Here is a 905-nt window from a genome sequence, read left to right on the forward strand (position 1 = left end):
AAGGGCAGTGGCATGTTCAGTTTGTGACGCCTTCCGTTAACGCCAACATTACACTGCATCCACAGCCACAAAGTTTGCCTCTTATGCTCTCTACGCCAACGGGTTACTCCGGATGGACGTATACGCAAAAACACAACGCGCTGACGGTAACAGGGAATCTATTTATTCTGGGTGAAGAGCAAGATCTGTCACAGGTTGCTGCGGGTTATGATTTCTCGGCGGGTTACATGCGAAGGGAAACGAGCTGGCGCTGGGCGAGTGTCAACCATAAAGACGGCGACAAAAGCTTGGGTCTCAACCTCGCCGCTGGCGTAAACGAAACCGGGTTTTGTGAAAATGTACTGTGGGTGGATGGTGAAAGGCATTTGCTTAATCCGGTGCAGTTTCAATTTTCACGTCAGAATCCACGTACTGATTGGCGTATCACCTCCGAAGATGGTTGCGTAGACTTAGTGTTTGAGCCTATCAATCAACGTTCTGAGAAAAAGAACTTCTGGTTTTTGAAAAGTAACTTTCGTCAATATATCGGCCACTTTTCAGGGTTTGTTGTGGATGGCAATGGCAGTAAGCACGAACTAGACGGTGTTGTGGGTTTAACGGAAGATCACTACGCAAAATGGTAGATAAGACAATGGATTGGTCACAAATCATGGAACGACCGGAGCTCTTGCTTATGGCTTTGGCTCCTATCTTTTTTCTCTGCATCGCCGCGGAATACGGTTTGGGACAGCGTCGAGGTAAACTGCCTGACAGCGCACAATATTATCTGCCGGAAGTGGCGTGTAACTTTGTGTTGGCGGGATTACATCAAGCTGCTGATATTTTAACGGGGTTGCTGATTGCGCATTTCTACTTGTGGATGTTTGATTGGCGATTATTTGATATCGAAATGAGTGTATCGGCCT

The 905-nt window shown here is 47.2% G+C and carries 1 protein-coding gene and 1 pseudogene; both read left to right on the plus strand.

What is annotated here, in order from left to right; genetic code table 11:
• The coding region (locus R8O11_RS26005; protein WP_318194711.1) for a DUF2804 domain-containing protein at window positions 1-623 on the plus strand (623 nt) is incomplete at its 5' end.
• A gap of 8 nt (window positions 624-631) precedes the next feature.
• A pseudogene (locus tag R8O11_RS26010) lies at window positions 632-905 on the plus strand (sterol desaturase family protein); the annotation flags it as partial.

The sequence above is a fragment of the Vibrio sp. 1288 genome (assembly GCF_033344475.1).